Annotated in this window: 4 protein-coding genes, 1 pseudogene and 1 riboswitch; of the genes and pseudogenes, 3 read left to right on the forward strand and 2 right to left on the reverse strand. The window is 66.1% G+C overall.

All coding sequences use genetic code 11. The annotated features are described in order from the left end of the window. From LO50_RS19165 to LO50_RS19175, 3 genes and pseudogenes are all read left to right on the forward strand, one after another. Positions 1-274, forward strand: a pseudogene (locus LO50_RS19165) (malonate transporter subunit MadM); the annotation flags it as partial. Positions 275-354: 80 nt separating this feature from the next. Beyond that, positions 355-2,277, forward strand: a complete 1,923-nt coding sequence (locus LO50_RS19170; RefSeq protein ID WP_003303884.1) for a methyl-accepting chemotaxis protein — start codon at positions 355-357, stop codon at positions 2,275-2,277. Between the two features lie 160 nt (positions 2,278-2,437). Further along, positions 2,438-2,525: riboswitch (glycine riboswitch) on the forward strand. A gap of 162 nt (positions 2,526-2,687) precedes the next feature. Then, positions 2,688-3,947, forward strand: coding sequence for a D-amino acid dehydrogenase (locus LO50_RS19175; protein WP_044316024.1), 1,260 nt, complete (start codon positions 2,688-2,690; stop codon positions 3,945-3,947). A 298-nt stretch (positions 3,948-4,245) separates the two neighbouring features. Here the strand turns inward: LO50_RS19175 and LO50_RS19180 are convergent, their stop codons facing one another. After that, the gene (locus LO50_RS19180) at positions 4,246-5,163 is read right to left on the reverse strand and encodes a LysR family transcriptional regulator (RefSeq protein WP_003303887.1); all 918 of its coding nucleotides are present in this window, start codon (positions 5,161-5,163) and stop codon (positions 4,246-4,248) included. 58 nt (positions 5,164-5,221) lie between these two features. Beyond that, positions 5,222-5,317, reverse strand: coding sequence for an NrsF family protein (locus LO50_RS24300; RefSeq protein ID WP_425522005.1), 96 nt, complete (start codon positions 5,315-5,317; stop codon positions 5,222-5,224). Positions 5,318-5,325: the final 8 nt, after the last annotated feature.

Below are 5,325 nucleotides of genomic sequence, written 5' to 3' on the forward strand. Positions count from 1 at the left end.
GATGGCGCTGTCGATCGCCGCGGGCCTGGTCAAGGCGATTCTGGTGATGATCGCGACGCCGTTCGTGGCGCCGATGATCGGCCTGAACAACCCCCGTGCCGCGGTGATCTTCGGCGGCCTGATCGGCACCTCCAGCGGTGTGGCCGGCGGCCTGGCGGCCACCGATGCCCGCCTGGTGCCCTACGGCTGCCTGACTGCGGCGTTCTACACCGCGCTGGGTTGCCTGCTCGGGCCGTCGCTTCTGTTCTTCGTCATGCGTGGATTGTTGGGCTGAGCCGACCACGGCTGTAGTCACTAGCCATACGCAGCGCGCCCTTCCGGGGCGCGTTTGCGTTCATCAAGGAATACCGAAAGATGAACTCTCTCAAGGTCAGTCACAAACTGGCCCTCGGCTTCGCCGCCGTTCTGGCGCTGACCATCGCCGTTGCACTGATCGGTATCTATGGCATGGATGCACTGATCTCGCGCAGCGACAAGGCGCAGAGCGCGGCCAGGTTGCTCGACGAGGCCAACCGCATCCGTTACGCCCAGGTCGCCTTCGAGACCCGCGGCGATCCCAGGCATGTCGAGGCGGTCGAACAGTCCGTGGCCCGGGTCGTCGAGCTGGTGCAGCAGCAGAAGGCTGAATTCAGCGATCCGCAGGACCTGCAGCGTCTGGAGGCGATCGCCAATAAGGCCCAGCACTACCGCCAGCGCTTCCTCGAACTGGCCGGGCTCTGGGAACGCAAAGTGAAGACGCGCAGCAGCTGGGTCGCGGCCGGCAATACGTCCGACGCACTGATCGCCGAGCTGGAGGCCCGCTGGGCTGGCACGCCGGACGCACCGGTCATGCATGAGGATCCGCGCAGCGCAGCCATCGGCCTGCAGGCCGGTGAAGTCTCCAAGCACAACCGCATGGTGCGCTTCATGGTGCGCGGCTATCTGATGACCGAGACCGAGCAGTCGCTGCAGCAATTGCAGCAACAGTTCAGCACGCTGCAGGCGGCGGTGGACAGGCTGGATACCCAGCTGGCCGGCACCCCTGGCGTCGACCTGCAGCCTCTGCGTGATTCGGTGGCGACCTATATCCGCCAGTTCGGCCAGTTGCCGCCGATCGTCGCCGCCCAGGCGCAGGCGCGCGAAGAAATGCAAAGCATCTTCGACAGCATCTACCGCAACACCAGCGAAATCGTGCAGATTCAGACCGACAAGCGCAGCGCCGAAGCCGGGCAGAAGAAAGCGCTGCTGCTGGCGATCACGCTGCTGGCGGTGGCGCTGGGATCGCTGATCAGCTGGCTCATCGTGCGTCAGCTGACGCAACCGCTGGCCCAGGCCGTGGCGATCGCCGCACGCATCGGTGCCGGCGACATGACCGAGCAGCCGCGGCAGCGACGCAGCGACGAGTTCGGCCAGCTGCTCGATGCGCTGGACCGCACCCGTGACAATCTGCGTGACCTGATCGGCCGCATGAGCGGCATCACCGGCCAGCTGGCCAGCGCGGCAGAGGAGCTTTCGGCGGTGACCGAACAGACCAGCGCGGGCATCCAGAGCCAGCGCCTGGAGACCGATCAGGTCGCCACCGCCATGCACGAGATGGCCGCGACCGTGCAGGAGGTGGCGCGCAATGCCGACGAGGCATCCAGCGCCGCGCAGCATGCCGACCGCCAAGCGGCGCAGGGTGATGTGGTGGTGCAGCGGGCCCTGACGCAGATCGACCGCCTGTCCTCCCAGGTCGGGCTGTCGGCCGAGGCAATGGCGCAGCTGAACCAGGAAACGGCCGGCATCAGCACAGTGCTCACGGTGATCAACGGCATTGCCGAGCAGACCAACCTGCTTGCCCTCAATGCCGCCATCGAAGCGGCTCGTGCCGGTGACGCCGGTCGCGGTTTCGCCGTGGTGGCCGACGAGGTGCGCGGCCTGGCGTTGCGCACCCAGCAGTCCACGGCGCAGATCGAGGAGCTGATCGGCAACCTGCAGAAGGGCGCGCTGCATGCCTCCTCGCTGATGGACAGCAGCCGCGGCCTGGCAGATGAGACGGTCAGGCTGGCGCGTGATGTCGGCGACGAGCTGCAGGCCATTACCCGCACGATCTCAACCATCCAGGCGATGAACATGCAGATCGCCACGGCGTCGGAAGAGCAGAGTTCGGTGGCCGAAGACATCAACCGCAGCGTGCTCAGCGTGCGCGATGTGGCCGAGCAGTCGGCGGCTGCCGCGCAGCAGACCGCGGCCTCGACGGTGCAGCTGGCGCGGCTGGGCAGCGAGCTGCAGGAGCTGACCGCGCGCTTCCAGGTCTGAAGCGATGCCGCCGGCCGGCGCTGGGCGCGAGCGGCTGCGCCCTTCGCCCGGCCTCTCGTCTTCTCGGGCCAACGTCGGGGGTTACAGCGCTAGGTTTTTCTGGCAGGGTGTCTCCTGCGATTGCGTGACGATTTGCCGCAGCTGGCGATCGACGCGGATCGATGTGATTGCGGGAGAGACTGCCGCATGGCAGCGCCGAAGGAGCAACCGCCCCGGAAACTCTCAGGCAAAAGGACCGCTATCACCGCTGAAACTCTGAAGAGCCGCCCGGTTTTCGTCGCCGGGCGCACCGAAGGAGCAAGCGAGCCGCGTCACGCGCTCGTGAATCTCTCAGGTCCAGAACAGAGGGGGCGCCCGCCGCGCGTTGGGCGCACGGGCTATGACCCCCTTGACGTTCTGGAGCGACAACAATGAAAACAATCGCAGTCATCGGTGGCGGTATCACCGGCGTCACCACCGCCTATGCCCTGGCCAAGCGCGGCTTCTCCGTCACCCTGCTGGAAAAGCACCGCTACGCGGCGATGGAAACCTCGTTCGCCAACGGCGGCCAGCTGTCCGCCTCCAATGCCGAGGTCTGGAACCACTGGTCGACCATCGTCAAGGGCCTCAAGTGGATGCTCAAGAGCGATGCGCCGCTGCTGGTCAATCCCAAGCCTAGTTGGCACAAGCTGTCCTGGTTCGCCGAGTTCATCGGCTCGATCCCCAACTACCGGCAGAACACCATCGAAACCGCACGCCTGGCCATCGCCGCGCGCGAGCACCTTTTTGCCTGGGCCGAGGCGGAAGGCATCGACTTCGACCTGAAGAAGAAGGGCATCCTGCACATCTACCGCGACAAGGCCGGCTTCGAGCATGCCGGGCTGGTCTCGCGCCTGCTTGCCGAAGGCGGCCTGCCGCGGCGCAGCGTGACGCCGGAAGAGATGCGCGCCATCGAGCCGACTTTGGCCGGCACCTACTACGGTGGCTACTTCACCGAGTGCGACTCCACCGGCGACATCCACAAGTTCACCCATGGCCTGGCCATGGCGATCGAGCGCCTCGGCGTGCGTTGCCTGTATGGCGAGGACGTGCAGGCGGTGGCTACCGACGGCAAGCGCGCGACCGTGACGCTGGGCGGCGTTGCCGGTGGCGAGCGTCTGGAGTTCGACGGCCTGGTGATCTGCGCCGGCACCGCCAGCCGTGGACTAGCCGCGCAGCTCGGCGACCGGGTGAACATCTATCCGGTCAAGGGCTATTCGATCACGGTCAACCTGGCCGACGAAGTCAGCCGTGCCTCGGCACCCATCGTCAGCCTGCTCGACGACGAGACCAAGCTGGTCAGCAGTCGCCTCGGTGATGATCGCTTCCGCGTCGCTGGCACCGCCGAGTTCAACGGCTACAACCGCGACATCCGTGCCGATCGCATCCGCCCGCTGGTGGACTGGGTCAACCAGTGCTTCCCCGGCGTCAACACCCGCAGCGTAGTGCCCTGGGCCGGCCTGCGGCCGATGATGCCGAACATGATGCCCAAGGTCGGCCGCGGCAGCGCGCCATGCGTGTTCTACAACACCGGCCACGGCCACCTGGGCTGGACGCTGAGTGCAATCACCGCGGACATGGTCGGTGACGTCGTGGCGCAAAGCCTGGGCCGGCCGGCTCCGGTTGCGTCCGGGCAAACAGCCGTCGCATAACGCAGTCGGCCGTAGGGTGGAAGACGGCGAAGCCTCTTCCACCGTTGCGGCGCCGGCTCTGCACCCACGGTGTGGCTACCTTCACGCTCGGCGCAGGCCGTGCTTTCCGGCGTGCGGTTTTGAGTGGCCGTATCGCGCTCGGCGTCGTTGCGAAAGACTGCGTGGATAAGCTTCGCGTTATCCATCCTACGTCGCCCAACACAGCGGTCGTAGGGTGGAAGACGGCGAAGCCTCTTCCACCACTGCGCCGCCCATCGAATCATCTTTCCGTCCCGCTCGGCCGCATGCGGACGCTGCTTCAACTCGGGTGTTTCAGGCTGTACATCCGGCATTCGGCGAGCAGCGCCAGTAGGTTGGGGTCGCGCTCCTTGGCCTTGAGGAATACCACGCCGATATGCTGCTGCAGGTGATAACGCGCCTGCAGCGGGATCAGCCGCACCCGCGATTCGTAGACCATGCCCACGCGCCCCGGCAGCAGCGCGTAGCCGACCCCGGAATTGACCATGCTGAGCAGGGTGAAGATGTCGTTCACCTGCATCGCCACCTTCGGCTCGAAGCCCGCCAGCTGGAACACCCGGTTGCCGTCCTGGTGGGTGGCGAAGCCCTGCGACAGGGTGATGAAGGTGGCGTCGCGCAGGTCGCTGAGGTCCACCTCGCTCTGATTGGCGAAGGGCGAGTCGGCCGGCGCGGCGAGGAAGATGTCGTCGGAAAACAGCTGCACCTGCGCGCAGTCCGGGTCTGCGACGCTTTCGTTGAGCGACACCAGGATGGCGTCGAGCTCCATGTTCTTCAGCTTGTAGAGCAGGTCGACGTTGGAGCCGAGGATCAGGTCGATGTTGAGTTCGCTGCGGCGCAGCTTCAGCCCCATGATCAGCTGCGGCACGGTCTTCACCGTTAGCGAATACAGCGCACCGAGCTTGAAACGTTCGGCGGAAAAGCCGGCGGCTTCGCGGGTCTGGCGCACCGTCTCGAGCACGTCCTTGACCAGCTGCTGGGCGCGCTCTTCCAGCACGTAGGCGCTTTCCAGCGGGATCAGGTTGCGCCCCTCGTGCTTGAAAAGCGGGCAGCGCAGCGCGCTTTCCAGGGAGTGGATGGCGCGGTGCACGCTGACGTTGCTGGTGTTCAGCTCCACCGCGGCCTTGCCCAGATTGCCGCTGCGCATGAAGGCCAGAAACACTTCCAGCTTCTTCAGGGTCAGTTCTTCGTCGATCTGCATGTCTTTGGCTCCGCGGGCGGGTCGACGATTATGCCGGACCAGGCCGCACTGCGGCGCCTCACCAGCGCAGCAGGCGCGGCCCGAGTAGTGCACCGAGCAAGCCGGGCAGCAACATGCCGAGCAGGTACCAGAGCGCCCAGAACGGCACCGCCATCTCCGGGC

The sequence above is a fragment of the Stutzerimonas stutzeri genome (assembly GCF_000935215.1).
In the GTDB taxonomy this organism is placed as follows: domain Bacteria; phylum Pseudomonadota; class Gammaproteobacteria; order Pseudomonadales; family Pseudomonadaceae; genus Stutzerimonas.